This window comes from Thioclava sp. JE_KL1 (assembly GCF_009296265.1).
In the GTDB taxonomy this organism is placed as follows: domain Bacteria; phylum Pseudomonadota; class Alphaproteobacteria; order Rhodobacterales; family Rhodobacteraceae; genus Thioclava.
The window spans coordinates 483,303-508,642 of record NZ_WBJS01000003.1 but is presented as its reverse complement, the minus strand read 5'-3'; the positions used below and the strand labels follow the sequence as shown (position 1 = coordinate 508,642).

22 protein-coding genes, 1 tRNA gene and 1 pseudogene are annotated in these 25,340 nt (G+C 64.2%); 9 read left to right on the top strand and 15 right to left on the bottom strand.

Going from position 1 to position 25,340, the window contains the following annotated elements:
- Positions 1-234: 234 nt before the first annotated feature.
- Positions 235-663 (bottom strand): SufE family protein, encoded by a 429-nt coding sequence (locus F8R15_RS07835; RefSeq protein WP_152844187.1) that lies wholly within the window; start codon positions 661-663, stop codon positions 235-237.
- A gap of 138 nt (positions 664-801) precedes the next feature.
- Between F8R15_RS07835 and F8R15_RS07830 the strand changes: the two genes are divergently transcribed.
- A complete protein-coding gene (locus tag F8R15_RS07830; protein WP_152844186.1) occupies positions 802-1,299 on the top strand; it encodes a hypothetical protein in 498 nt (165 codons plus the stop codon).
- Between the two features lie 232 nt (positions 1,300-1,531).
- Here the strand turns inward: F8R15_RS07830 and rnd are convergent, their stop codons facing one another.
- From rnd to purM, 4 genes are all read right to left on the bottom strand, one after another.
- Entirely contained in the window at positions 1,532-2,695 is a 1,164-nt protein-coding gene (rnd, locus tag F8R15_RS07825; RefSeq protein ID WP_152844185.1) for a ribonuclease D, read from the bottom strand.
- Positions 2,696-2,816: 121 nt separating this feature from the next.
- Positions 2,817-3,569, bottom strand: coding sequence for a DUF1624 domain-containing protein (locus F8R15_RS07820; protein WP_152844184.1), 753 nt, complete (start codon positions 3,567-3,569; stop codon positions 2,817-2,819).
- An 80-nt stretch (positions 3,570-3,649) separates the two neighbouring features.
- Complete coding sequence (purN, locus tag F8R15_RS07815; protein WP_078546504.1) at positions 3,650-4,237, bottom strand: phosphoribosylglycinamide formyltransferase; 588 nt, start codon at positions 4,235-4,237, stop codon at positions 3,650-3,652.
- On the bottom strand, positions 4,234-5,280 hold the full coding sequence (gene purM, locus F8R15_RS07810) for a phosphoribosylformylglycinamidine cyclo-ligase (protein WP_152844183.1): 1,047 nt from the start codon (positions 5,278-5,280) through the stop codon (positions 4,234-4,236). The genes purN and purM overlap by 4 nt, the downstream gene beginning before the upstream one ends.
- Positions 5,281-5,415: 135 nt before the next feature.
- On the opposite strand from purM, the gene F8R15_RS07805 reads away from it, so the two are divergent.
- The 5 genes and pseudogenes from F8R15_RS07805 to F8R15_RS22090 all read left to right on the top strand — a co-directional run bounded on the left by F8R15_RS07805 (position 5,416) and on the right by F8R15_RS22090 (position 11,173).
- Positions 5,416-5,492, top strand: a tRNA-Ile gene (locus F8R15_RS07805).
- A 269-nt stretch (positions 5,493-5,761) separates the two neighbouring features.
- Positions 5,762-8,077 (top strand): Hint domain-containing protein, encoded by a 2,316-nt coding sequence (locus F8R15_RS07800; protein WP_253732454.1) that lies wholly within the window; start codon positions 5,762-5,764, stop codon positions 8,075-8,077.
- A gap of 105 nt (positions 8,078-8,182) precedes the next feature.
- Positions 8,183-9,727, top strand: coding sequence for a choline-sulfatase (gene betC, locus F8R15_RS07795; RefSeq protein WP_152844182.1), 1,545 nt, complete (start codon positions 8,183-8,185; stop codon positions 9,725-9,727).
- A gap of 131 nt (positions 9,728-9,858) precedes the next feature.
- Positions 9,859-10,686: an aldo/keto reductase gene (locus tag F8R15_RS07790; protein WP_152844181.1), complete on the top strand. Its 828-nt coding sequence runs from the start codon at positions 9,859-9,861 to the stop codon at positions 10,684-10,686.
- An 8-nt stretch (positions 10,687-10,694) separates the two neighbouring features.
- Positions 10,695-11,173: pseudogene (locus tag F8R15_RS22090) on the top strand (aminoacyl-tRNA deacylase).
- Here F8R15_RS22090 and F8R15_RS07780 read toward each other — a convergent pair.
- The 4 genes from F8R15_RS07780 to F8R15_RS07765 form a co-directional block, all read right to left on the bottom strand.
- Positions 11,167-12,471, bottom strand: a complete 1,305-nt coding sequence (locus tag F8R15_RS07780; RefSeq protein ID WP_152844180.1) for a DUF3422 family protein — start codon at positions 12,469-12,471, stop codon at positions 11,167-11,169. The pseudogene F8R15_RS22090 and the gene F8R15_RS07780 sit on opposite strands and share 7 nt — an antisense overlap.
- A 199-nt stretch (positions 12,472-12,670) precedes the next feature.
- The gene (locus tag F8R15_RS07775; RefSeq protein WP_152844179.1) at positions 12,671-15,121 is read right to left on the bottom strand and encodes an ATP-dependent helicase; all 2,451 of its coding nucleotides are present in this window, start codon (positions 15,119-15,121) and stop codon (positions 12,671-12,673) included.
- A 186-nt stretch (positions 15,122-15,307) separates the two neighbouring features.
- The gene (folE2, locus tag F8R15_RS07770) at positions 15,308-16,402 is read right to left on the bottom strand and encodes a GTP cyclohydrolase FolE2 (protein WP_152844178.1); all 1,095 of its coding nucleotides are present in this window, start codon (positions 16,400-16,402) and stop codon (positions 15,308-15,310) included.
- 97 nt (positions 16,403-16,499) lie between these two features.
- Positions 16,500-17,675 (bottom strand): aminotransferase class I/II-fold pyridoxal phosphate-dependent enzyme, encoded by a 1,176-nt coding sequence (locus F8R15_RS07765; protein WP_152844177.1) that lies wholly within the window; start codon positions 17,673-17,675, stop codon positions 16,500-16,502.
- A 208-nt stretch (positions 17,676-17,883) separates the two neighbouring features.
- Between F8R15_RS07765 and F8R15_RS07760 the strand changes: the two genes are divergently transcribed.
- Together F8R15_RS07760 and F8R15_RS07755 are read left to right on the top strand one after the other, a co-directional pair.
- Positions 17,884-18,801 (top strand): alpha/beta fold hydrolase, encoded by a 918-nt coding sequence (locus F8R15_RS07760; RefSeq protein WP_078570207.1) that lies wholly within the window; start codon positions 17,884-17,886, stop codon positions 18,799-18,801.
- A 34-nt stretch (positions 18,802-18,835) separates the two neighbouring features.
- Positions 18,836-19,525, top strand: a complete 690-nt coding sequence (locus F8R15_RS07755) for a glutathione S-transferase N-terminal domain-containing protein (protein WP_152844176.1) — start codon at positions 18,836-18,838, stop codon at positions 19,523-19,525.
- A 70-nt stretch (positions 19,526-19,595) separates the two neighbouring features.
- Here F8R15_RS07755 and F8R15_RS07750 read toward each other — a convergent pair whose 3' ends face one another.
- Entirely contained in the window at positions 19,596-20,018 is a 423-nt protein-coding gene (locus F8R15_RS07750) for an OsmC family protein (protein ID WP_152844175.1), read from the bottom strand.
- Between the two features lie 60 nt (positions 20,019-20,078).
- Complete coding sequence (locus tag F8R15_RS07745) at positions 20,079-21,290, bottom strand: deoxyguanosinetriphosphate triphosphohydrolase (RefSeq protein WP_368731018.1); 1,212 nt, start codon at positions 21,288-21,290, stop codon at positions 20,079-20,081.
- Between the two features lie 93 nt (positions 21,291-21,383).
- Here F8R15_RS07745 and F8R15_RS07740 point away from each other — a divergent pair, with 93 nt between their 5' ends.
- Positions 21,384-21,713, top strand: a complete 330-nt coding sequence (locus F8R15_RS07740; protein ID WP_078519481.1) for an iron-sulfur cluster assembly accessory protein — start codon at positions 21,384-21,386, stop codon at positions 21,711-21,713.
- 88 nt (positions 21,714-21,801) lie between these two features.
- On the opposite strand, the gene F8R15_RS07735 is transcribed toward F8R15_RS07740, so the two are convergent.
- From F8R15_RS07735 to F8R15_RS07720, 4 genes are all read right to left on the bottom strand, one after another.
- A complete protein-coding gene (locus F8R15_RS07735) occupies positions 21,802-22,518 on the bottom strand; it encodes a lipo-like protein (protein WP_152844173.1) in 717 nt (238 codons plus the stop codon).
- A 98-nt stretch (positions 22,519-22,616) separates the two neighbouring features.
- Positions 22,617-23,084, bottom strand: coding sequence for a DUF6869 domain-containing protein (locus F8R15_RS07730; protein WP_152844172.1), 468 nt, complete (start codon positions 23,082-23,084; stop codon positions 22,617-22,619).
- 53 nt (positions 23,085-23,137) lie between these two features.
- Complete coding sequence (locus tag F8R15_RS07725; protein WP_253732448.1) at positions 23,138-23,500, bottom strand: hypothetical protein; 363 nt, start codon at positions 23,498-23,500, stop codon at positions 23,138-23,140.
- A gap of 67 nt (positions 23,501-23,567) precedes the next feature.
- Positions 23,568-25,163, bottom strand: coding sequence for a peptide chain release factor 3 (locus F8R15_RS07720; protein WP_152844171.1), 1,596 nt, complete (start codon positions 25,161-25,163; stop codon positions 23,568-23,570).
- Between the last annotated feature and the right edge of the window lie 177 nt (positions 25,164-25,340).

The following is a 25,340-nucleotide window of genomic DNA, read 5'->3' as shown; positions in this document are numbered from 1 at the left end:
AAAATTGGAAACGGCCGGTCGATGGACCGGCCATTTTCGTTTGGGGTGACTGGCTCGGGGCGACCAGCCCCGGGCCGCGCCCGACCCTCCCCCCGGGAGGGCGCATTGGCGATGTCGGCGCGGGTATGGAGGTCGTGCGGGCTTGCGAGATAAACCGCCCAGCCACATGCGTTGCAACGCGCCCACCCGAGGCTCGGGCGCGTCCCTCTGTCGCTAAGTAGAAAACCTAGGGCCTTACGCCCCCACGGCCTCACCGGCCAGCTTGCGAATCCGTTCCACCATCGCGCGCAACCCGTTCGAGCGCTGCGCCGAGAGGTGGTCGTTCAGGCCCAGACGGCCCAGCTCGGCGGGTGCGTCCACCTTCAGGACGTCCTCGACCGTCAGTCCGGAATAAAGCGCATGCAGGATCGCGATCAGCCCCTGCACGATCATCGCGTCGCTCTCTCCCTGAAAATCGAAGGTCGCCTGCGGGCCCTCGCCCTCGATCCGGGGCAGCAGCCAGACCTGGCTCGCACAGCCCTCCACCTTGGTCGCGGGCACCTTCACCGCGTCGTCCAGAGGCGGCAATTCGCGGCCCAGTTCGATTACATGACGGTAGCGGTCCTCCCAATCGTCGAGAAATTCGAAGGTCTCGGCAATCTCTTCAAAGGCTTCGCGGGCCATGGTCACTCGCTCCTACGGACAGGGAATTGCCTATTGGGTAACGGGTTCGCGCCCGAGGGTCCAGACGCGGCTTTTCAAAAGCGCTACAATGGGCTACCACAAATCCGGGTCCAGACCCGGGACAGTATCGGAGCCATCATGAACAAAGCCCTGATCGCGGCACTTGCCCTGACGCTCACCACCGCAGGCTGCGGCACAATCCGTGACAGCAAGCTCAACCCGTTCAACTGGTTCGGGCGCGACACGGCCGCACCGGTAGAGACACTCGCCCCGCGCGGCGGCTACCCCGTGAAGGTCGGCAAGCCGAACCAGCAGCAGGTGTCGCAGGTTTCCTCGCTCTCGGTCGAGAAGATCCCCTCGGGCGCGATCATCACCGCGATGGGCCTGCCGCCGACGCAAGGCTATTGGGATACCGATCTGGTCCCGCTGAATGGCGGTGCGCCGGACGAGAACGGCACGGTGACCTATGTCTTCATGGTCTCGCCGCCGCCCGCTGAAAGCCCCGATGCGCGCCGGGTGATGACCCCGCAGTCGCGCGAGGTCTCGGCGGCTGCGTTCCTGAGCACTTACAAGCTGCAGGGCGTGCGCAAGATCGTCGTGCAGGGCGCTTCCAACGCGCGGTCCGTCGCGCGCTGATCGTCACTTCAGTTGATTGAGATGAGGCTCGGGGCGACCCGGGCCTTTTTCTTGTCGTCTTGCCCGGATCAGCCGCGACAGCGGCCCGCGCAGCGCCCGACCGCCCCCTCGGGCGGGCGCTTGTGGGGTGTCAGCGCGCGCACTGAAAGCCTCCGAAACTTTCAGGGATAAAGCGAAGACCACCAAAGAAGGGGGCGCCCACCCGGCGGTCAGGCGCAGCCCTCTGGTGTCCTTACACGTCGATCAGCTTCACCGCGCCGCTATCGGCGGTCAAAGCCACTTCGCCCTTAGCCAGACGCAGCGCGTCAGTGCCGAAGACCTCCGCGCGCCAGCCCTGCAGGGCGGCCACGTCGCGCTTGCCAGCGGCGATGCGATCCAGATCGGAGGACGTCGCGATCAGCTTCGCGGCGACGCCTGCCTGCTGCGATTTCGCTTTCAGCAGCACCCGCAGCAGATCGCCAAGCGCGGTGTCGACCTGCAATTGCTGGGCCTGATTGTCGGGGCGGGGCAGCTTCTCGTTGGGCATCTCCAGCCCTTCGCGCACCGCCGTCAGGATGCCCTCGGCGATCTCGCCCTTGCGGGCCTCGCGCAGCAGCAGTCGCGACTTGCCCAGCTCTTCGATCGACGAGGGCTTGGTCGAGGCCAGCTCCAGCAGCGCGTCATCCTTGAAGATACGGCTCCGCGGGATGTTTCGGTTTTGGGCATAGCCCTCACGGAACTGCGCCAGCTCGCGCACGATGGCGAGGAAGCGGCCCGAATTGGTCCGCGTCTTCACGCGCTTCCACGCCTCTTCGGGGCGGTTGATATAGGTCTCGGGGTTCAGCAGAACCGCCTCTTCCTCTTCGACCCAGGCATCGCGGCCGGTTTTCTTCAGCTGTTCGTCGAGGAATTCGTAGATCACGCGCAGATGGGTCACATCGGCGATGGCGTATTTCTTCTGCGCCTCGGTCAGCGGACGGCGCGACCAGTCGGTGAAGCGCGAGGACTTGTCGAGCGACTGCTTGGCGATCTTGCGCACCAGCGTCTCGTAGCCCACCTGCTCGCCGAAGCCGCAGACCATCGCGGCGATCTGCGTGTCGAACAGCGGATCGGGGAAGACCTGCGCGTCGGTGAAGAAAATCTCCAGATCCTGCCGGGCCGCGTGGAAAACCTTCACGGTCTCCTTGTGGCGGTAAAGATCGTAGAGCGGCTCGAGCGAGAGCGCGTCGGACAGCGGATCGACCAGAACGGCCTCGCCTTCGGTCTCGCCATGATTGGGGAGCGCCATCTGCACGAGGCACAGCTTGGACCAGTAGGTCCGCTCGCGCAGGAATTCGGTGTCGACGGTGACGTAGGGCTCTTGCTTGGCCTTTTCGCAGAAGGCCGCGAGGGCCTCGGTCGTGGTAATGGTCTGCATATCGCGCTTTCAATTCGGTGCGGGCTCATCCCGCGCAGGTGCAAATTCCCTAGACCTTCATGGGGCAAAAGGGAAGGGTGGCGCGTGTTGCGGCCCGGTTTGCGTGGCAGAAGCGCCAGTTTCAGTGCTGCAGGAGGTACGCGGCCCAGGTCAGCCCGTAGAGCACCGGCTGGTGGATCAGGTAGATCGGCAGGGTGTGGCGGCCCGCAAACAGCGCGACTTTCATCGCGCCGCGCGTCTGATCGGGCTGGTAGCGCGCAGCCCGTTTCCAATAGCCCAGCCGGTCGAGCAGTTTCGCCGCGCCCATGCCGATCAGGAACGGCCCGATCCACGGGAAGACCGGCTCGAAATCCATCGAAGGGCGCCACTTCGTCGACAGCCCCAGCCACCAGAGCCACGGGTGATTGAATATCTCGAAGGCGTAGTTCAGATGCACCCAGACCGCGATCACGCCAAGCGCGGCCAGCAGTATCCAAGGCAGGAACAGAAGTGCGGCGCCGATCAGCGAACTGACCGCGATGGAATGCAGGATGCCGTAATAGATGAAATACTCCGGCATCATCACATAAGTCGCCGCACTCACCAGCGCCGCCGCGACCACCACCTTGCCGATCCGCTTCCAGAACGGGGCGGCGCGGAAGCCGTGGCGATGGGCGAGCACAAGGCTGGCGCCGGCCATGAAGATGAAGGTGCTGGCGACCACGCGGGCGAAATCGAGAAAGGCCGGATGGAAGACCGTCCCGCGCGGCAGGAAGCGGAAATTCTCGAGATCGTAGGTCAGGTGGAAGATTGCCATGCCGATCAGCGCCACGGCCCGGATCAGGTCGGGGGCGATCATGCGCCCGCGCGGGGCCGTATCCGGGGTCGTTTCCATGCGTCAGTCATGCGCGAAGCGACGGCCGCTCGCAAGCGGATGAGGCGCATTTCGGCGTGAGCGTGCTTACAGAAAGACGCTTAAAGAAAAACGGGCGTGCGGTCGCCCTCGGCGAAGCGGCGCAGCACCGCCGGATAGAGGCGATGTTCCTGCACCAGCACGCGGGCCGCCAGATCGTCGGGCGTGTCGCCCGGTTCGATCGGAACGCGCGCCTGACCGAGGATCGGCCCGTCATCGAGCACCGGCGTCACCTCATGCACCGTGCAGCCTGCCACCGCATCGCCCGCCTCGATCGCGCGTTTATGCGTATGCAGTCCGGGATATTTCGGCAAAAGCGAGGGGTGGATGTTGAGCATCCGGCCCTCGAACTGCGCGACGAATTCCGGCGTCAGCACCCGCATGAAGCCCGCAAGGCAGAGGATATCGGGCTTCGCGGCGAGGATCGGTTTCAGCAGTTCGGCCTCGAAGGCGGCACGATCCTTGCCATAGGGGCGGTGGTCGATGGCGGCGGTCGGTACGCCCATCCGCGCGGCCTTCTCCAGCCCCGACGCCCGTGCGTCGTTCGACGCGACCAGCACCGGCCGCGCAGGGTGGTCCTCTGCCATGCTCTCGACCAGTCGGACCATGTTCGAGCCGCCGCCCGAGATCAGGATCGCGACACGGATCACAGCAGCGCGCCCTCGTAGGCGATGCCCGCATTGGACGTGACGGTGCCGATGCGGGTGACGCTCTCGCCTTCGCCTCCGAGCAGGGCGGCGATCTCGTCGGCCTTGTCCGCCGCGACGACGACGATCATGCCGATGCCGCAATTGAAGGTCTTCAGCAGCTCGCGCTCTTCCATCGAGGCGGTCTCGGCCAGCCAGCGGAACACGCCGGGCAGCTCCCACGTGTCGAGGTCGATCGTCGCCCCCATGCCCTCGGGCAGAACGCGCGGCAGGTTCTCGGTCAGGCCGCCGCCGGTGATATGGGCCAGCGCATGAACGCCGCCCGTGCGCACCGCCGCGAGGCATTGTTTGACGTAAAGCCGGGTGGGCGCCAGCAGTGCCTCGCCAAGCGCGCCCTCACCGAAGGGGCAGTCCGCGTCCCAGCCAAGGCCGGACATCTCGACCACCTTGCGCACGAAGGAATAGCCGTTGGAATGCACCCCGTTCGAGCCGAGGCCCAGAAGCACGTCACCCTCGGCCACGCCTGCGGGCAAGTCGGTGCCCCGCTCCATCGCGCCGACCGCGAAGCCCGCGAGGTCGAAATCGCCCTTGGAATACATGCCCGGCATCTCTGCCGTCTCGCCGCCGATCAGCGCGCAGCCCGATTGCGCACAGCCTTCCGCGATGCCCTCGATGATGCGCGCGGCCTGATCGAGCTCGAGCTTGCCGGTCGCGAAATAATCAAGGAAAAACAGAGGCTCCGCACCTTGGCAGACCAGATCGTTGACGCACATCGCCACGAGGTCGATGCCGATCGTGTCGACATTGCCAGTATCGATTGCGATGCGCAGCTTGGTGCCCACGCCATCGGTCGCGCCGACGAGGATCGGATCGTTGTAACCGGCCGCCTTCAGATCGAACAGCGCGCCGAAGCCGCCGAGACCCGACATCGTGCCCGAGCGCTGCGTGCGCTTGGCTGCGGGTTTGATCCGGTCCACCAATGCATTGCCCGCGTCGATATCGACGCCCGCATCGGCATAGGTGAGGCCCTGTTTTTTCTCGGTCATCGCGGCGTACTCCGGCAAGTAAACTCTTGGCCGAAGCCCTAGCGTAACCGCACGCGCCCCGCAACGTCGAAGGGGATAGGTGCGCGCGCTTTCTTGACGCCCGCGCGCGGCCTGACTAGAGGAATACCCAATGGTGGGCCTGTAGCTCAATTGGTTAGAGCAGGGCGCTCATAACGCCTTGGTTGCGGGTTCAAGTCCTGCCGGGCCTACCAGTTTTTCGCCGAAATTTCCGCATCTTCTCGGCTCTGTCGGAGCGACTCTCCCTATGCGTGTCGCTCCGCCCGGAAAGCCCCCATTTCGCCCAAATTGCGCCGCGCCGGGATCACGAACCCGCGCCAAATGAGGGCCTTGTTAGCGTACCAGTAACTATAAAAATCGAGCAGCCACGTCATAGGCCCCGATATTTTTGCACAGTCTTCGAAAGTCGGAGACCGGTCCCTCGCGGGCCTGTCCGACAGTAACAAGGTAAAGCAGCGGCGACATGGCCACGACGTTCAACTGGATATATCTGGGGCAACTTGTCGATCAAAATGGGACTCCCTTTGATCTCGATCCCGACGAGTCGAACTGGAAGGTCGAAAACTCGCGTGTCCTCGAAGGGATGACGATTGGGGATTCGACCGATCCTCTCTTCAGCAATATCACCGAAGCGACGCTCATCGATAACGGCGGGGCGTCTGGCGCTCTCGATACCCGAAACGCAGACTCGAACGACAATATCCGAACGGATATCGGTAACGGCGTTGCGACCTTCACCTTCGACAGCCTCGTCGTTTACGAAACTACCCTCACCTATAGGGACGGCACGACGGCGACCGTCCAGTCAGTCCTCGTTCAGACCACCTCGGGCCACCTGTTCTTGGCACCGGAGATGTCCAACGATGCGACCACGGCGGCATATGAGGCCAAGCCGATCCAGTCGATGACCATCGGGCGCGTGATCAGCGACGATAGAGCGAACCTCGCACAGGATCGCTACGTCACCGGCTTCGACGATGGCTATGTCGACGGCACCGACGGGGCGGACCGCATCGACGTGAACTACGTCGAGCCGATCGCGAATGGCTCCGACCGCGTGGACAATAACGATGCGGGCCTTGCGGGCAGTAGCCGCAATGACGACTACATCCGCGCCTATGGCGGCAACGATACCGTGCTGGCCGGGCTCGGAAACGACACGGTCGATGGCGGTACGGGCGACGATTCGATCGATGGCGGGTCGGGCAACGACTCGCTGATCGGCGGCACCGGCAATGACACGCTCCTCGGCGGCAGCGGAAACGACATACTCACCGGCAACGACGGCAACGATTCCCTCGATGGCGGCGCGGATAATGACTGGCTCGATGGCGGCATCGGGAACGACACGCTGATCGGCGGCCGCGGGAATGACCGGCTGATCGGCGGTGCGGGCAACGACTCGCTCGATGGCGGGCCTGGGACCGATACGCTCGATGGCGGCACGGGCAATGACACGCTGCATGGCGGTGCGGGCGGCGATATCCTGTCGGGCGGAACCGGCATGGACTATGCCGATTACAGCGATTCCGGCAGCGCGGTGAACATCAACCTCGGCGCGGGCACGGCCACGGGCGGCGATGCGACGGGCGATACGCTCAGTGGCGTCGACGGGATTTACGGCTCGGCGGGCAACGACACGCTGATCGGCTTCGACGGCGCCTCCTCGGACCCGACGGATGGCTACACCAACGTCTTCTACGGCAATGGCGGCGACGACTATATTGACGGCGCGGGCGCGGATGACATCCTCTACGGCGGCACCGGCAACGACACCGTGCTGGGCGGATCGGGCAACGACTCGCTTTACGGCGACGCAGGCAATGACAGTCTCGTCGGCGGCACCGGGAATGACACGCTCTATGGCGGCGACGGCAACGATGTCATGCAGGGCGGCGCTGGCAGCGATCAGCTCGACGGCGAAGCGGGCAACGATACGCTCTCGGGCGGCGGCGGTGACCTTCTTATCGGCGGCGCGGACGCCGATACGTTCATCGACCTCGTCCCCGGCGACACGATCGACGGCTCGGAGACGGGCGACGATTTCGACATCATCGACCTTAGCGACTGGGGCTGGGACAATGTCGCCGTACATCGCGACGCGGCGAACCCGGAAAACGGCACGATCGATTTCTTCGACGGCAATGGCGCGGTCGTCGGCACGGTCAACTTCTCGAATATCGAAAAGGTCATCCCCTGCTTCACGCCGGGCACCTTGATCGCGACACATAGCGGCGCTCGCGCGGTCGAGACCCTGCAGGTTGGCGACCACGTTCTGACCCGCGACAGCGGCTTTCAGACCATCCGCTGGATCGGCACCCGCGCGCTCAGTGCTGCAGAGTTGCTGGCGAAGCCTGAATTCCGCTCTATCAAGATCGCACCGGGCGCGCTGGGCGCGAACCAGCCCGAGCGCGAGATGCGCGTCTCGCCGCAGCACCGCATCCTGCTGACCGGGCCGCGCGCGCAGCTGATCGCGGGCGAGCCGGAGGTGCTGGCTGCCGCGCGCCATCTTGTCGGGTTGCCGGGGATCGAGATCGACGAGGAGGCCGAGGCGGTCACCTATATCCACGTGATGTTCGACAATCACGAAATCGTTTTCTCCGACGGGCTCTGGACCGAGAGCTTCCAGCCGGGGCAGGCGACGATGAACGATATGGATCAGGCGCAACGGGCCGAATTGCTTGCGCTGTTTCCGGAACTGGACGGCAAAGTCGAAAGCTACCTCGCCGCGCGTCCCAGCCTGAAGCGCCACGAGGCCCGGATCATCGCGGCCGCCTGATCGGGCAAGAGCCACTTCCGCGCGACCTGCTTGCCCTTGCGTTCCCCCGCTCCGGATCGCTACAGGGGTTATTGACCCGTGGATCAATAAAAGGAGCGCGCTGCAATGCCTGACCTCGAAACCGCCGCCAAGGACGACAGGAAGCCGCGCCCGAATATCCTGATCCTGATGGTCGACCAGCTCAACGGGACGCTCTTTCCCGATGGTCCGGCGGAGTGGCTGCACACGCCCAACCTGCGCAAGCTGGCCGAGCGTTCCGTGCGGTTCGAGAACGCCTATACCGGCTCGCCCTTATGCGCACCGGGGCGTGCGGCGTTCATGTCAGGCCAGCTTCCCTCGACCACGGGCGTCTACGACAACGCAGCCGAGTTCCGCTCTGACATTCCGACCTATGCGCACCACCTGCGCCGGGCGGGTTATCAGACCTGCCTCTCGGGCAAGATGCATTTCGTGGGCCCCGACCAGCTTCACGGCTTCGAGGAGCGTCTGACCACCGATATCTACCCCGCCGATTTCGGCTGGACCCCGGATTATCGCAAACCCGGCGAGCGGATCGACTGGTGGTATCACAATATGGGCTCGGTGACCGGGGCAGGGGTAGCCGAGATTTCCAACCAGATGGAATATGACGACAACGTCGCCCATGAGGCGAAGATGAAGCTCTACGATCTGGCGCGCGGCAACGATACGCGCCCGTGGATGCTCACCGTCAGCTTCACCCATCCGCACGACCCCTACGTCGCGCGCAAGAAATACTGGGATCTCTACGAGGATTGCGACCATCTCGAACCCGAGGTCGGCACGATCCCCTACGAGGAGCAGGACAACCACTCGAAGCGGATTTTCGACGCCAATGACTGGCGCGAGTTCACCATCACCACCGAGGATATCCGCCGCTCGCGCCGCGCCTACTTCGCGAACCTGTCCTATCTCGACGACAAGATCGGCGAGCTGTTGCAGGTGGTCGAAGACACCCGGCAGGAGGCCACGATCCTCTTCGTCTCCGATCACGGCGACATGCTGGGTGCGCGGGGGCTGTGGTTCAAGATGAGCTTCTACGAGGGCTCGGCGCGCGTTCCGCTGATGATCTCTGCTCCGGGGCTGGAGCCGGGGCTGGTTTCCGATCCGGTCTCGACGATCGACGTCACGCCGACGCTGTGTGATCTGGCTGGTATCTCGCTCGACGAGATCGCGCCCTGGCTCGACGGGCATTCGCTGCTGCCGCAGGCCAAGCGCGAGCCCCGTGCAGAGTCGGTGGCGATGGAATATGCCGCCGAGGCGTCTTACGCGCCGCTCGTGAGCCTGCGCAAAGGGCGCTACAAGCTGAACCTGTGCAAGCTCGATCCCGATCAGCTTTTCGACGTCGAGGCCGATCCGCATGAGTTGACCAACCTCGCGGGCGACCCCGCCCATGCCGAGGCCTATGCCGCGCTCAAGGCAGAGGCAGCTCAGCGCTGGGATCTGGATCGTTTCGACGCGGACGTCCGGGCCAGTCAGGCGCGGCGCTGGGTCGTCTACGAGGCGCTCAGCCAGGGCGGCCAGTATCCGTGGGATTACCAGCCGCTCAAGAAAGCTTCCGAGGCCTATATGCGCAATCACATGGACCTTAACGTGCTGGAAGAAAACAAACGTTTCCCGCGCGGAGAGTAAGGGCGTAAGGCCCGGGGCGTGCCAGCCCCGGGCCAATCCCCGGCGCCTTTCACTACCCCGTGAGCGCCTTTCCGGAACGCCGCGCCGCCCTAAGCTGTTGTCCAACCCAACAGGTATACAGGAGATCGACCATGAGCGTTCCGACCCTCACCCTCAATGACGGCATCAAAATCCCGCAGCTTGGCCTCGGCATCTGGAAAATGGACGATGCCGATGCGCCCGCAATCATCCAGAATGCCCTCGATGCAGGTTATCGCCATATCGACACCGCCGCCGCTTACGGCAACGAGGCGGGCGTGGGCGGCGGCATCGCGCAAAGCGGCGTGGCGCGCGAAGACATCTTCGTGACCTCGAAGCTCTGGAACGACCGGCAGGGCTATGACGAGACCAAGCGCGCCTTCGACGAAACGATGGGCAAGCTGGGCTTCGACTATCTCGACCTCTACCTGATCCACTGGCCGATGCCTGCGAAGGACAAATATGTCGAGGCGTGGAAGGCCATGATCGAGCTGCGCGACGCGGGCCGCATCCGCGCGATCGGCGTGTCGAACTTCCTGCCCGACCATCTCGAGCGCCTGATCGAAGAGACCGGCGAGGCGCCCGCGATCAACCAGATCGAGCTGCATCCGCGCTTCCAGCAGGCCGACCAGCGCGCTGCGCATGAGAAGCTCGGCATCACCACCGAATGCTGGTCGCCGCTGGGGCAGGGCGAGGCGCTCTCGAACCCGATCCTGACCGAGATCGCAGCGCGCTACGGCAAATCGGCGGCGCAGGTCACGCTGCGCTGGCAGATTCAGCTGGGCTGCGTGACGATCCCGAAATCCGCTAATCACGAGCGGATGCGCGAGAATATCGACGTGTTCGATTTCGAGTTGACCGAGGATGAGATGGCGCAAATCAAGGATATCGACAGCGCGGAAGGCCGCATTGGGCCGGACCCCGCCACCGCCGATTTCTGAGAGGGCCGATGGGTCATGCCACCCCGGCGACACAGGCGCTGACCCGCGCCAAGCTCGCCTTCGAACTGCACGAATATGCTTATGAGGCCGGTCAGGAAAAGATCGGCCTCCATGCGGCCGGTGCGCTCGGAGTAGAGCCGGCGCGGGTTCTCAAGACCCTGATGGTCGAGGTGGATGGCAAGCCTGCCTGCGCGGTGATCCCGTCTGACGCGACACTGTCGATGAAGAAGGTGGCCGCGGCCTTCGGGGCAAATCCGCGAAGATGATGGAGCCCGCCAAGGCCGAGAAGCTGACCGGGTTTCGCACCGGCGGCATCAGCCCCTTCGGCCAGAAACGCGCAAGCCCGGTGGCGTTTGAGCAGAGCGCGCTTCGCTATGACCGGATCATCCTGAACGGCGGCAAGCGCGGGCTGATGATCGAACTTCTACCTGATGAGGCGCTGTCAGCCGCGCGGGCCGAGGCAAAGCCCCTCATCGCCGATCAGTGACCGCCCATCCCCTTGCGGATGCGCCGGATCATCAGCCAGACCGCGAGGATCACGATCGGCGTCAGCCCCGCCATCATCAGCTCTTTGCTCAGCCCGATCTTTTTCGAGAGCGGATAGGCGAGATAGCCCGCGACCGAGATCGCGTAATAGCTGATCGCGACCACCGACAGCCCCTCGACCGTGTGCTGCAGGCGCAGTTGCAGGTCCGACCGGCGATCCATGCTTTCCAGCACTTTCTGGTTCTGCGCCGAGCGTTCCACATCGACCCGCGTGCGTAGCAGTTCGCCCGCGCGCGCCGCCCGCGTCACCATCTGGCGCAGCCGCGTTTCGGCCGATTTGACCGTGCGCACCGCCGGATCGTAGCGCCGCGCCATGAATTCGCTGAGCTTCTGTCGCCCCTCGAAGCGGCTTTCGCGCAGGGCCTCCACCCGCTCGCGCACGATCGCCTCATAGGCACCGGTCGCAGAGAAGCGGAAGGAATGTTGCACCGCGAGGCTCTCCAGCTCGGCGGAGATTTCCAGCAGGTCGTGCAGCGTCTCTTCGGCGGAATTGGCGTCATTGCCCATCCCGTCCACGATCTCGGTCAGGCGCGGGTCGAGCGCATTGAGCCGCTTCGACAGGTCGCGCGCCCGCGCCAGCCCCAGCATCGACATCGCGCGATAGGTTTCCAGCTCGCAAAGCCGCTGCACCGTGCGCCCGATCCGCCCGGGCCCGGTGCCGGGTCGCGCGAAGACGGCAAAGCGCATCTGCCCGTTCGGGTCGATCCGGAAATCTCCCGCGACCACCGCCGCCCCGTCGAGCACCCAGGTGCAGACGAGGCTTTCGGTGACGAACCATTGCTCCAGCAGCGGCGAGATGTCGTCGGGGTTCTCGGGCAGCTCCTCGATGCGGATCTGCACCGCGGCGATCCGTCCGCCGGGTGCCGCATCGATCCAGCTGTCGGGGAATATCTCGGTCTCCGCCGGGTCGAAGGCGCGCGACGACACGCCTTTGCCGAACGCGAGATAGGTGGTGAATTCGGTATGGCTCTCCCATTTCACCTCGTGGCGCCCGATCTTGCCGCCGTAATGGGTGATCCCCGCCTGTGGCTGCGCCGCCCCGTTGCGCGTCAGAAGATCGACGAGGTGATCGTGATCCTTTCTGCGGTCGCGATTGGCAGCGTCGCGCGGCTCCTTGAAGGCGACATAGACCGCATGCCCCGGCACGCCGAGCTTCGGATAGGGGCGGGCGTGCAATTCATTCACGAGCGCATAGCGCTGGGGATGGTCGGGCAGGTGGGGCTTTGGATCGGCGGTCATCTCTCAAGTCTCGCTCACGCGGGTGTTACCCTCTAGCTGCGGCGAAATTCCCCGCTGATCAAGCGTTTGACGGCATGCATCGGAATACCGGGCAAATCTGCCACAGCGCCGCGCGGACCGCGACGGGGCAGGGGGCTCTGCCCCCTCGGCCTGACGGCCTCACCCCCGGGATATTTGCGCCAAGGCGAAGGGAGAAGGGTTAAAACGGCACGTCGTCGGCGTCGGCGGCGGGCACGACGAAGCTCGACAGCAGACGTTTCTCGCCCGCCTTGTCGAACTCGACCACCAGCTTGGCGCCTTCCGAGCCCATCACCTCGCCATAGCCGAACTTCTTGTGGAAGACCCGGTCGCCGATCTCGTAATCGCTCTCGCCCTTGGCGTCGATCACCATATGGCGGGCCTCGCGCGGTTGGCTGGTCCCGCGCGATTGCGCGTTTTGCAGCCGCCGCCAGCCGGGCGAGTTGTAGACATCGGCGCGCGAGACGCGGTCTTCCATCGCGCTGGACCCGCCGAAGCCGCCCCCGTTCATGCCACCACCGTAGAGCCCCGGAGGCGTCAGCACGTCGATATGGGCGGGCGGCAATTCGTCGATGAAGCGCGAGGGCATCTGGCTTTGCCATTGGCCGTAGACGCGGCGGTTGCCTGCGAAGGAAATCGTGCATAGCTCCTCGGCGCGGGTGATGCCGACATAGGCCAAGCGGCGCTCTTCCTCGAGGCCCTTCAGGCCGCTCTCATCCATCGAACGCTGCGACGGGAACAGCCCGTCTTCCCAGCCCGGCAGGAAGACCACGGGAAATTCCAAGCCCTTGGCCGCGTGCAGCGTCATGATCGAGACCTTTTCCTCGGTCTCGGCCTTGTCGTTGTCCATGATCAGCGCGACGTGTTCGAGGAAGCCCTGCAGATTGTCGAACTGCTCCAGCGCCTTGACGAGTTCCTTGAGGTTCTCGAGCCGCCCCGGCGCTTCCGGCGTCTTGTCGTTCTGCCACATCTCGACATAGCCGGATTCCTCGAGGATCCGTTCGGCCAGACGCACATGGCTGAGGTCATTCGCGGGCGCCACACCATCCTCGGCGGGCTCGATCAGCAGGTCGTCATCCTCGGCCCGTGTCACGGCGGTCGCGGGCGAGGCCTGCACGACCTCCTCATGCCAGCGCGCGACATTCTCGACGAACAGCCGCAGCTGCCCGCCCGCCTTGCCCGACAGCGCGCCTTCGGCCACCAAGAGCCGCGCGCCGTCCAGAAGGCTCAGCCCGTTCTCGCGCGCGGCGACCTGAATGCGCTGCTGCGCCTTGTCGCCAAGGCCGCGCTTGGGCGTGTTGATGATCCGCTCGAAAGCCAGATCGTCATCGGGCGAGGTCACGAGGCGGAAATAGGCCATCGCGTCTCGAATCTCGAGCCGCTCGTAGAAGCGCGGGCCGCCGATCACGCGATAGGGTAGGCCGATGGTCAGGAACCGGTCCTCGAAAGCGCGCATCTGATGCGAGGCGCGCACGAGAATGGCCTGCGAATTCAGGCTGATGGGCGGATTGCCGCGGGTGCCGCGCTGGATCGCCTCGACCTCCTCGCCGATCCAGCGGGCCTCTTCCTCGCCGTCCCAATGACCGATCAGGCGCACCTTCTCGCCGCCCTCGGCCTCGGTCCAGAGCTCCTTGCCCAGACGGCCCTCATTGGCCGTGATCAGCCCGGACGCGGCGGAGAGGATATGCGCGGTCGAGCGGTAATTCTGCTCCAGCCGGATCACCGCGGCGCCGGGAAAATCCTTCTCGAATTTCAGAATGTTGCCGACCTCGGCGCCACGCCAGCCATAGATCGACTGGTCGTCATCGCCCACGCAGCAGATGTTCTTGTGGCCCTGCGCGAGAAGCCGCAGCCACAGATATTGCGCGACGTTGGTATCCTGATACTCGTCGACGAGGATGTATTTGAACCAGCGCTGATATTGCGCAAGCACATCCCCGTGGGTCTGGAAGATCGTGACCATGTGCAGCAGCAGATCGCCGAAATCGACCGCGTTGAGCGTCTTCAGCCGCGCCTGATAGGCGGCGTAAAGCTCGGAGCCGCGATTGTCGAAAGCCGCCGTCTCGCGGCCCGAGACCTTTTCGGGCGTCAGCGCCTTGTTCTTCCAACCGTCGATGAGCCCAGCCAATTGCCGCGCGGGCCAACGCTTCTCGTCCATATTCGCCGCAACGATCAGCTGCTTGAGCAGCCGGATCTGGTCGTCCGTGTCGAGAATGGTGAAATTCGACTTGAGCCCCACCAGTTCGGCGTGGCGGCGCAACAGCTTCACGCAGACCGAGTGGAAGGTGCCGAGCCACGGCATCCCCTCGATCGCACCGCCCAGGTGGCGACCCACGCGCTCTTTCATTTCGCGCGCGGCCTTGTTGGTGAAGGTCACCGCCAGCACCTCGTTCGGGCGCGCGCGGCCGGTGTGGATCAGATGCGCGATCCGTGCGGTCAGCGCCGAGGTCTTGCCCGTGCCCGCGCCTGCCAGCATCAAGACCGGCCCATCGAGCGTCTCGACCGCCTGGCGCTGCTGGGGGTTCAGTTTCTCGAGATACGGCGCGCTCCGCGCTTGCATGGCGCCCGCCATGGCACGTTGCGACAGGCTCGCAGCCCCTTCATACGGATCGTCGTCATCAGCCCAATTCATGGGAGGCAATCTAGCGGTTCGGCCTTCAGAGGGAAAGGGGCATGTTCGGCATCTGTTCGCCTAACGTAAGCTTCAGCGCCCGTCTTCGCTCTTGCGGAAATATCCCGGGGGCCCGCAGGACGGGGGCAGAGCCCCGTCACCGCCTACAACGCGCATCAACGCGGCGGAGACAGCCCCTACCCGCGCTTAGCCCTGATGGATCAGCGTGGCGAACAGCTTCGGATCGACGCTGGCGGATGCGAAGGTCTCGCCCTCGGTCAGCATGGCCACGGCGTCATGGCTGTGCAGGCTTTCCTGATGGCTGGCCACGATGCGGAAATCGCCGATACGGGCATCCGCTAGAAGGCGCTCGGCGAAGGCGCGCACGGCATCCTCGACGAAGATCGGGTTGGCGGCGTTCAATTCCGCAAAGGCCTGTTCGTCCTCGCGCTTGACCATGACCTGCGTCTCGGTCGGCACCGCGGCGCGTGCGAGATCGATCATGTCCTCGAACCACAGCACCTCGCCCGGCTCAACCACCGCCGAAATCCGCGCGACGGAGCGCTGCGAATGGGGCGTGGCCAGCTGGCCGCGGCTGGCGCGGGCATGCTCCGAGAGTTCCAGCGAGCACGGGCAGGTCGAGGAATAGACGTAATCGAGATGGATCACCTTGGTGCGCACCCCGGCGGTCTCGATCAGTTCCAGCGCGATATCGTAATACTGCCAGCCTTCCAGCCCGGAGCGCAGCGAGGGCCGCTTCACCGGGAAAGAGACCCGCATCATCAGACGGGCGTCGAAGCTCTCGAGATCATCCATGTAATCGTCGAGCGCGGCTTCCATCACCTCGAAGGAGAAGGTCTTCTCCGCATGGACGTAGAAGCTGCGCATCACGCGGGACATGTTGATGCCCTTCTTCTCCGCTTCGAGGCTGACCGTCCCGGTGACCGACGCCTCCAGCGTCAGATCGCCATTGTCGCGGGTATGAAACCGCACCGGCAGGCGGAAATTCGAGATGCCGACATGTTCGATCCGGGTATGGGCGCCCACGATCAGCGAGGACGGGCCGTTCTGCAGGTCGGGCATCGTCGCCTTGTAGGTCTCGTCCGCCTCGAAATCCGCGTCGTAGTCGCGGCTCAGATCTGGGTAGTTCGAGACCTCGTGGCCCGGCAGCAGCCGCGCGATCGCCGGATCGAGCTGTGCGACCTCGACCGGGTCGGCCTTCGCCGCCCATGCACGCAGCACGTCGAGCGCGGCGCGGGCGTCGTCATTGTCGGGGGTGTCGATCCTGCCTTGCACGTTCATATCCTGTCCTCCGGTGCGCCCGGTCCCGCCAGATATGGGGTTTTTGAGGGCGATGTCCAAGACAATACGCCGGATCGCGGCAATCGGTTCACCCCGTTCAGGCCGCGTCGAGCGCCCCCTTGATGTCGGCGATCAGGTCGCCTCCGTCCTCGATCCCCATCGAGATGCGGATCAGACCGGGGGTGATCGCGATCGCCTCCCGCTCCTCTTCCGACAGATTTTTGTGGGTCGTCGTCGCCGGATGGGTCGCAATGGATTTCGCATCGCCGAGGTTGTTCGAGATCGAGACGATCTGCAGCGCGTTGAGGAAGCGGAACGCCGCCTCCTTGCCGCCTTTCAGGTCGAGCGCCAGCATCGTGCCGCCCGAGCCCATCTGCTCCATCGCCAATGCATGTTGGGGATGATCCATCAGGCCGGGATAGACGGTACGGGCGAGTTTTTCATGGCCCGCAACGGCGCTGGCCACGGCAGCCGCGTTCGCCGCCTGCGCGCGTACCCGCAGATCGAGCGTCTGCAACCCGCTCAGCAGAACCCAGGCGTGGAACGGGCTCATCGCGCCGCCGGTGTGCTTCACGTAAGTTTCCAGCGGACCGCGGATATACTCTTTCGAACCCAGCACGACACCGCCGAGCACGCGCCCGCCGCCATCGATATGCTTGGTCGCGGAATAGACGATCACATCTGCGCCAAGTTCCACTGCACGCGAGAAAATCGGCGAGGCGAAGACGTTGTCGACTACCACCGTCGCGCCGCCCTCATGAGCGATTTTCACGATGCCCGCGACATCCATCACCTCGAGGCCGGGGTTCGAGACGCTCTCGAAGAAGCAGACCTTCGTCTCGGGACGCATTGCGGCGCGCCACGCGTCGAGATCGGTGCCGTCGACCAGCGTCACATCGACGCCGAAGCCCTGCAGAACCTTCAGCACATGCAGGCAGGAGCCGAACATCTGGCGCGCGGCCACGATGTGATCGTCCGCCTTCACGAGGCAGGTCAGCGCGCCATTGATCGCGGCCATGCCGGAGGCGCAGGCGAAAGCGTCTTCGGTGCCTTCGATCGAGGCCATCCGGTCTTCGAACATGCGCGTGGTGGGGTTGCCGTAGCGCGCATAGATGAACTCATCATCGGAGGCGTTGAGGAACCGCGCCTCGGCGGCTTCGGCCGAGGGGTACGCAAAGCCCTGCGTCAGGAACATCGCCTCGGCCAGTTCGCCATATTGGCTGCGGCGAATGCCGTCATGGACGAGTTTGGTGCGGGTCTTGCGCTCTGTCATCGGGGCCTCCTGCGGCGGTCTGTCGCGGCTTGGGGCTGCGATAGCGCGCAGGCGGCGCTGGGTCAACGCATAGCGGCGATGTCACGATCGCACAAAACGAATGCGTGCCGTCGCTGCAGGCTCACGCAAGGGGGGGGAACTTTCCGACGAAAAGCTGCGTTCGGATTAGAACAACAACCCGCGCCTGCGCTCCTCCCCCGAGGCCCAAATGCCGCTTCTCAAGGTCCATGCCAGCTCCGAGCTGCCCGCCGATGTCATCGCTCAGGCGCGCGCGCTGCCGGAGGGTGCCCCGGTCGTCTTGATGATCCACGGCTACGGCTATGCGGCGGGCGTCGAGGGGCGCGACCCGTATCAGCATATCTTCGCGATGGAGCCGAGCTTCAATCTGCACACCGCGATCAGCTGGCCGCGCGCGCTCGGCTTCGACGGCAGCAATCCCGGCGAGGGGTTGGGGATTGCGTTCAGCTGGCAATCGACGGGGCGGCTGACCCGGATCTACGACATGGCCGAGATCGCCGCACAGCGCCTTGCCCGCCTGATCGGCGCGCTTCATGCCGCGACCGGGCGTCCGGTGGGAATCATCGGCCATTCGATGGGCGCACGTGTCGCCCTGCGCGCGCTGCGCCATGCCCATGCGGGGCAAGTCGCGCGGATGGTGCTGCTGGCCGCCGCGGAATTCCAGAGCCGCGCCGAGGAGGCGATGGCGAGCCCTGCGGGACGCAGCTGCGAGGTACTCAACGTCACCAGCCGCGACAACGACCTGTTCGATTTCCTGTTCGAGTGGGGCGTCGCGGGCGGGCGCGAGCGGTCTTTGGGAAATGGCCTGTCGCAGCCGATGCGCAACTGGCTCGATCTGCAGATCGACGCGCCCGAGGTGATCGAGGTTCTCGAAGATCTCGGCTACCCCGTCGCCCCGCCCGCGAAACGCGTCTGCCATTTCGCCTGCTACATGCGCGAGGGGCTGTTCGACCTTTACCGTCAAGTGCTGCGCCAGCCCGACCGACTGCCGCTTCCCTTTCTCGCCGAAGCACTACCTAAGGCGCAAGACCCCCGCTGGTCGCGCCTGTTTGCGCGTCCGCGCACACCGGGTTTCGCCTTGCCCTCGTTCCAGCGTGCGGCAAAGTAGAGCGGAACCTGCCGCCTAACCTGACGGAGACCCCATGATCGACCTCTATTTTTGGCCCACGCCGAACGGCTGGAAAATTTCCATCGCGCTCGAAGAGATGGGCCTGCCCTACGAGACCCACCTGGTGAATATCGGCAAGGGCGAGCAATTCGAGCCGGAATTTCTGAAAATCTCGCCCAACAACCGGATGCCCGCGATCATCGACCGCGACGGCCCGGATGGCGAACCTGTCTCGATCTTCGAAAGCGGCGCGATCCTGCAATATCTCGCCCGCAAGACCGGCCAGTTCTACGGCGAGACCGAGCGCGACCGGATCGCGGTCGACGAATGGCTGTTCTGGCAGGTCGGCGGGCTGGGCCCGATGGCCGGTCAGGCGCACCATTTCCTGAAATACGCGCCCAAGCTGGAGCCGTCGCAGGACCTGCCCTATGCGAAGGATCGCTACCGCGCCGAAACCGGGCGGCTTTATGGCGTCATGGACCGCCGTCTCGCCGAGACCCGCTACCTTGCCGGCGATTTCTACTCGATCGCGGATATGGCGTCCTGGGGCTGGGCCTCGCTCTGGGAAGGGCAGGAGCAGACGCTCGACGACAAACCGAACCTGAAGCGCTGGCTGGACGAGGTCGGCGACCGCCCGGGCGTCAAAGCGGGCCGGGCCCTGTCTGCCGATGAGCGCAGCGACAATTCGAGCCGCGAAGCGCAGAAGCATCTCTTCAAGCGCTGAACGCCAGACCCAAGACATGAAAAAGGGCGCCTCACCGGGCGCCCTTTTACTTTGGTCGATCGGGACCGGATCAGTTGATCGTCAGGTCCAGCGTGATCTCGCAGTTCAGAAGCTTCGAGATCGGGCAGCCTTCCTTGGCGCCCTCGGCCGCCTTGCGGATGGCCTCCTCGTCGCCAGTACCTTTCACGATCGAGGTCAGCGCGGATTTCTTCACCGCGAAGCCATCGCCCTCCTTGTCGAGCGAGATTTCCGCCTTGGTGTCGATCACGACATCCGAGACGCCTGCCTGCTCGAGCTGAAGCGACAGCGCCATCGAGAAGCAGGACGCGTGAGCCGCGCCGATCAATTCCTCGGGATTCGAACCGGGCTCATCTTCGAACCGGGTGTTGAAACCGTAGGGCTGCGACTTCAGCGCGCCGCTCTCGGTCGAAATCGTGCCTTTGCCGCCCTTGATGGTGCCTTCCCAATGGGCCGATGCGTGCTTGCGGATCATGAATCCCTCCTATGCGTTGCATTCGCGGAGACAACGAGACGGAAGGCCAGTTGTTCCGCCTCAGCGCCCGCGCCCCACCAGCCTATCATATTCCTGAATGGCGAAGCGGTCTGTCATCCCGGCCACGTAATCGAGCACGACCCGCGCCAGCGCCTGCTTCGATTCGGGCCGCGTGCAGTCGCCGCCGAGGATGCGCGCGCGGGAGACTTCCTCCTGCCATTCCTCGGGCAGAAGCTCCGGGCGTTCCATGAACAGCGGGAACAGCGCGTTGATCATTTCGGTCACGCGCTTGCGCTCCACCACCACGGAGGGCGCGCGATACATGCGCTCGAACAGGAATTGCTTGAGCACCTTGAGGCTTTGATAAAGCGGCTTCGAGAAGCGGATGATCGGCCCGTCCATCTGACGGATATCGTCGACCGATTGCGGGCCGAGCGAGGTCAGCCGGTTCTCGGCCACCGCGATCACGTCTTCGACCATCACGCCGAAGACCCGGCGCAGCGCCTCGTGCTGGCGGCGCGTGCGGTCGAGACCGGGATGCAGCTTGTCCACCTCGGCGAAACAGGCTTCGATTACCGGCAATTCGCACAGATCGTCCTCGTCGAAGAGCCCCGCACGCAGGCCGTCATGCAGATCGTGGTGGTTATAGGCCACGTCATCGGCCACCGCCGCCACCTGCGCCTCGGCAGAAGCATTGGTCTCCAGCTCCAGATCCCAGGCCGCATCGACCTCGGCCAGCGCATAGGGCAGCTCCTCACGGCTCGGGAAGCTGTGCGAGCCGCCCTTATCGGAAATCGCAGGGCCGTTGTGCTTGGCGATGCCTTCCAGCGTCTCCCAGGTCAGGTTCAGCCCGTCGAAGCCCGCGTAATGCTTCTCCAGCTTTGTCACGATCCGCAGCGCCTGCGCATTGTGATCGAAGCCCCCATAGGGCTTCATCAGCTCGGCCAGCGCGTCCTCGCCGGTATGCCCGAAGGGCGGATGGCCCAGATCATGCGCCAGCGCCACCGCTTCGGCCAGATCGGTGTTCAGCCCCAGCGTCCCCGCGATGGTGCGCGCCACCTGCGCCACCTCGATCGTGTGGGTCAGGCGCGTGCGGTAATAATCGCCCTCATGTTCGACGAAGACCTGCGTCTTGTGCTTGAGCCGTCGGAAGGCCGAAGAATGGATAATCCGGTCCCGATCGCGCTGGAACGGCGAGCGGAAAGTGGACATGCTTTCGGGGTGAAGCCGCCCGCGGCTCTCGCCGGGCTGGCAGGCATAGGGCTTGAGCACTGGTAAAACCTCGTCTTGTCGGCACGCTTCGGCCCTCCTATATCTCGGATGTGACGGAAATACAGGCCCCGTGGGGTCAGGAAGGCCAATCCGATGCAACTCCCTCCGAAAGTGACCGAGCGCGCCTTTGCGCGTCTGGCGGAAATCAATGAAGGTCGCGAAGCGCCGCAAGCGCTGCGCGTGGCCGTCGAGGGCGGCGGCTGTTCCGGTTTTCAGTATGATATCAAGCTCGAAGAGACGCCTGCGGGCGACGACATCGTGCTAGAAGGCGCGGGCCAGAAGGTCCTGATCGACCCGGTCTCGCTGCCATTCCTCGAGAACGCCACGATCGACTTCACCGAAGAACTGATCGGCGCGCGTTTCGTGATCGAGAACCCGAATGCATCCAGCTCCTGCGGCTGCGGCGTCTCCTTCGCGATGTAACGATGCAGGCGATGCGCCCTGCCAGATGGCGCATCCTCGCTTCCTCTTGATATAAATATCCCCGCCGGAGGCTCCCCCCCCTTCGGCGTCACTCCTCCAGTGGCAATTCGCGAAAATCGAACCCGTCTTCCAGCGTCGGCTTGATCACATCGAAATAGGGCGAGAGATCGAAATCGCGCGGCGTAAACAGCGACGAGTGCCGGATATGCAGGATCTCGCCCTGACTGTCGGCGCTGCCCATCTCGATATCGGGCAGGATCGGATAGTGGACCGCGTGAAACGCCTCCGCGATCACGGTCGAACAGATTGCCCGCGTCGGATCGCCCGATCCCAAAGCCAGCATCCGCCGCCGAAACCGATGCGGCACAGGCGGGCGCGGTAGCAGATACCGCACGAGGTCGATCACGTTTTTCAGATCGTATTGCCGCCCGACGGCGCTCTGCATGTAATCGATCACCTCTTCGATCCGGTCGTGCCCAAGCCCCACGGGGCGGCAGATACGCGTGTTGAGATGCGCATAGGCCGCAAGCCCCGCGATCCGCACGCCTGCCTCCAGATCGGCCTCGATCAGTTCGCCACCGGGCGGGCCACCGGAATAGAAAGCCGCATGCGACCATGTGGAATGGGTGAGATATTTGATCGCCGCCGATATCCGCCGATCGCCCTCGACCAGAAGCACATCGCCGGGACGCAGCGTGGCGCGTAGCGCGCGGGTCGGGATCACGCCGAAGGGTTGGTAGAAGCGGGTCTGCTTTTGCAGAAACCGCGCCATTCTCTTGCCGGATACCCGAGACAGCTGCGCCATGATCTCCTCCTTGCTCAGAGGTAGGTCCGGCGCGCACTGCTGCACAGCTCAGGCGCAGAGATGTGATTTTTGTTAAGTGGCGCGCGATGCGCCTGCGCTTATTTCGGCGGCAGCGGACCGCCCATATCGAGCCCGGTATCCATCGCCGCCGCGCGCGCCTTCTCGATCCGCGCCCAAAGGGTGGGGTCTTCCTCGCCTTGCGGCCAGACGCCCGTCAGCGCAAAGCGGAAACGCGCGGAATGGCGCGCCTCGCGCTCGAGCCGGTCGATGAACTCCGCGCCATGTTCCGCCACCAGATCCTCCAGCGGCCCGGCGGCAAGCATCACCACCTGCCAGATCGTCGTGGCCCCCGTCAGCGCCTTGCGGATGAAGGTCCAGAGCACCTCGGGATATTCGCGCAGTTCGAAGACACAGAGCACCGACCACGGGAAGTCCTCGCCCTCGGGCTCCTCGGCATTGTCGGCCAGCCACAGATCGACCAGCGCCTCGACCGTGCGCACGTCTTCCGGCGCGCTGGCCTCGTTGCATAGGATCGAGACGAGTTCGGGGGGAAGGGGGGTGGTCATATAAAGTTCTTCTCTTCTCGCGCATAGCTACACTCGTATCCGAGATAGCGAAGTTATTCACAGTTAAAAGTCGGTTTTCGATAACCGGTAACGACCCAGTCTTTTCCATTTGGCTTTGCCAGCAGCGTGTAGACGCAGGTTTTGCTGTAGGGAACCCAGTTCGTTTGGCTACCTGAGACGGTCGCCATTCCGGCAGGCCCATAAACGGTCGAGGTCGTCGGTGTCACAATTGGAACCGCGCCGGAATCTGACATTTTCCACTGATAGGCCCTCGACCCATCCGGCAGATCAAGGACGTTCATAGGTGGCCCGTAATCCAACACCGGTTCCGATATCGATTTGCCGACATAGGAGTCCATAATCTGTGAGGCACACCCAGACAAAACCACAAAAAAGGTAATCAAAAATCTCTTCATCTCAGCACCGCAGTTAGGAATTAACAAAACCACCGTAACACTAAGACTTTTGAGTCCAGTAGATTATTTACTGCATCATTTCCTTGGTCGCCGACAGCGTCACGCCCTCATAGTCGCGCTCGACCCGGTCGATGTCCCATTGCAGGCGCGTGAGGAACACCACGTCGCCGTCATGATCATAGGAGATGTGCTGCTTGTTGGCGTTGACAAGCTTCTCGACCGCCGCCTTGTCGCCCAGCACCCAGCGGGCGGAGGTGAATTGCGAGGCCTCGAACCGCACGGGGATGCCGTATTCCTGCTCGATCCGGCTCGCCAGCACCTCGAATTGCAGCGCGCCGACGACGCCCACGATGAAGCCCGAGCCGATCGCGGGCTTGAACACTTTCGCAGCGCCCTCTTCGGCGAATTGCATCAGCGCCTTTTCCAGATGCTTGCCCTTCATCGGGTCGGTCGCGCGCACCGATTGCAGCAGTTCCGGCGCAAAGCTCGGGATGCCGGTGAAGCGCAGCGCCTCGCCTTCGGTCAGCGCGTCACCGATGCGCAATTGCCCGTGGTTCGGAATACCGATGATATCGCCGCCCCAGGCCTCTTCCGCCAGTTCGCGGTCGGCGGCGAGGAACAGGACCGGGTTCGATACGGCCATCTGCTTTTTCGAGCGCACATGCAGCAGCTTCTGCCCGCGGGTGAAATGCCCCGAGACGAGGCGCACGAAGGCCACGCGGTCGCGGTGCTTGGGGTCCATGTTCGCCTGCACCTTGAAGACGAAGCCCGCGACCTTCTTCTCCTCGGGCGCCACATCGCGCTCGGCGGATTTGAAAACCTCCGGCTCGGGGCCGAATTCGCCGATCCCGTCCATCAATTCCTTCACGCCGAAGCTGTTGATCGCCGAGCCGAACCAGATCGGCGTCAGGTGTCCCTCAAGGAAGCTCTGGCGGTCGAAGGCGGGCAGCAGCTCGCGCGCCATCTCGACCTCTTCTTTCAGCTTTTCGAGCTGGTCGGCGGGCACATGCTCGGCCAGTTTCGGGTCGTCCAACCCGCTGATCTTGATCGATTCCGCCACCTTGTTGCGGTCGGCGCGATCCATTAGCTCCAGCCGGTCGTGCAGCATGTCATAGCAACCGAGGAAATCCCGGCCCATCCCGATCGGCCAGGACGCAGGCGCCACGTCGATCGCGAGGTTTTCCTGAATCTCGTCGATGATCTCGAACGTATCCCGGCTCTCGCGGTCCATCTTGTTACAGAAGGTCAAGATCGGCAGGTCGCGCAGACGGCAGACCTCAAACAGCTTGCGCGTCTGGCTCTCCACGCCCTTCGCCCCGTCGATCACCATGATCGCCGCGTCGACCGCCGTCAGCGTCCGGTAGGTGTCTTCCGAGAAATCCGAGTGGCCGGGCGTATCGACGAGATTGTAGCGGAACTCGCGATACTCGAAGGACATGGCCGAGGCCGAGACCGAAATCCCGCGGTCCTGTTCCATCTTCATGAAGTCCGAACGCGTCCGTCGCGCCTCGCCCTTGGCACGCACCTGTCCCGCCATCTGAATGGCGCCGCCGAAAAGCAGGAACTTCTCGGTCAAGGTGGTCTTGCCCGCATCCGGGTGCGAGATGATCGCAAAGGTGCGGCGACGGGCGATTTCGGGCGGGAGCGCGGGACGGTTCATCATGCGCGCTCGTTTAGCCTGCCCGCGCGCGCCTTGCAATCGCGGCGATGGGGGGCGCCGGGGTTGTCATGCAGAGGGGGGGGCTCCGCCCCCGCGCTGACGCGCTCCCCCGGGATATTTTGACCAAGGCGAAGTGCAATCCCGCGTGGCCTTCCTCTTGGCGGAAATATCCCGGGGGTG